Raw genomic sequence first — 1,060 nt, 5'->3', positions numbered from 1 at the left:
TAAGTACCCTCCTCTTAAAATATCCCCATGCCTGCACCCATCCGAGTTCATCTGACTCCTGAGGAGGACAGGCTTCTCCTGCAGCTTTCGGAGGACCCTGGCGTCCACTCCAAAACCCGCAAGTGGGCCCTGATGGTGCGTTTGGCGAGCAGGGGGTGGACGGCTCCCCGGATCGCCCGCTTTCTGGGCCTTGATCCCACAGGGGTGCGCCAGGCCTTACACCGCTTCCTTCGGGAAGGGGTCCCGGGCCTGAGCTACCGTAAACCCCCCGGGGCCAAGCCGAAGGTAACGGAGGAGATACGGACCTTCCTGAGGGCCTGCTTGGCAGAAGAGCGGACATGGACCATTCCCCAGTTACGGGAGGCGGTGTGGGAGCGGTTTGGCCTGTGGTTGGGGCACAATACGCTTCACCGGCACCTGCGGGGCATGGGGTACGTGTGGAAGCGGACGCGGTACGTGCCGGCAGGTAGGCCTACGCCTGAGGAAGAGGGGGAGTTTAGGAGGGTGGAGGGGGAAGCAAAAAGGGGGCGGAGGCTGGGGTGATGGCGGTGGGGTACATGGACGAGGCGGGTTTTACCCTTTCCCTGCCGCCGGCGTACACCTGGGTACGGTGCCGGGAGAGTAAGAGGGTGCCGCGGTTGCGGGGGAAAGGGGGGAGGTTAAACGTGCTGGGGCACCTGGTGTGGGACGGGGAGAAGTGGCGGCTTTGGTACGCCCTGTGCCGGGGGAAGGTGGGTGGGGCGGAGGTGCGGGCCTACCTGGACCGGGTGATGGAGGGAGTGGGGAGGCCTTTGCGGCTGTTTTTGGACCATGCTTCCTTTCACCGAGGCAAGGAGGTGAGGGGCAGGGTGGGGTACTGGGAGGAGAGGGGGCTGGAGCTGGGATACCTACCGCGGTACCGTCCGCATCTCAATCCAATGGAGACGGTTTGGCGGCGGGTGAAGGGGTTTTTGCTGCCGAGGAGGTACTACCGGGACCTTGATGAATTGGAGGAGGCGGTGCGGTTGGCCTTGCGGGCGTTAGGGGGAGTAGAGGTGGTTTTTTAGTGGGAGGGCACTTA

General features: G+C 63.8%; 1 protein-coding gene. It reads left to right on the top strand.

The window, feature by feature from the left end; genetic code table 11:
• Positions 1-27 precede the first annotated feature (27 nt).
• A protein-coding gene (locus tag L0C59_RS11045) for an IS630 family transposase (RefSeq protein ID WP_243091375.1) occupies positions 28-1,046 on the top strand; the annotation gives its coding sequence in 2 pieces (ribosomal slippage) (positions 28-517 and positions 517-1,046; 1,020 coding nt in all).
• The last annotated feature ends 14 nt before the right edge of the window (positions 1,047-1,060 follow it).

The organism is Thermus neutrinimicus, from assembly GCF_022760955.1.
GTDB lineage: Bacteria > Deinococcota > Deinococci > Deinococcales > Thermaceae > Thermus > Thermus neutrinimicus.
The sequence above is the reverse complement of the archived record's forward strand: the minus strand, read 5'-3'. Positions and strand labels throughout refer to the sequence as shown.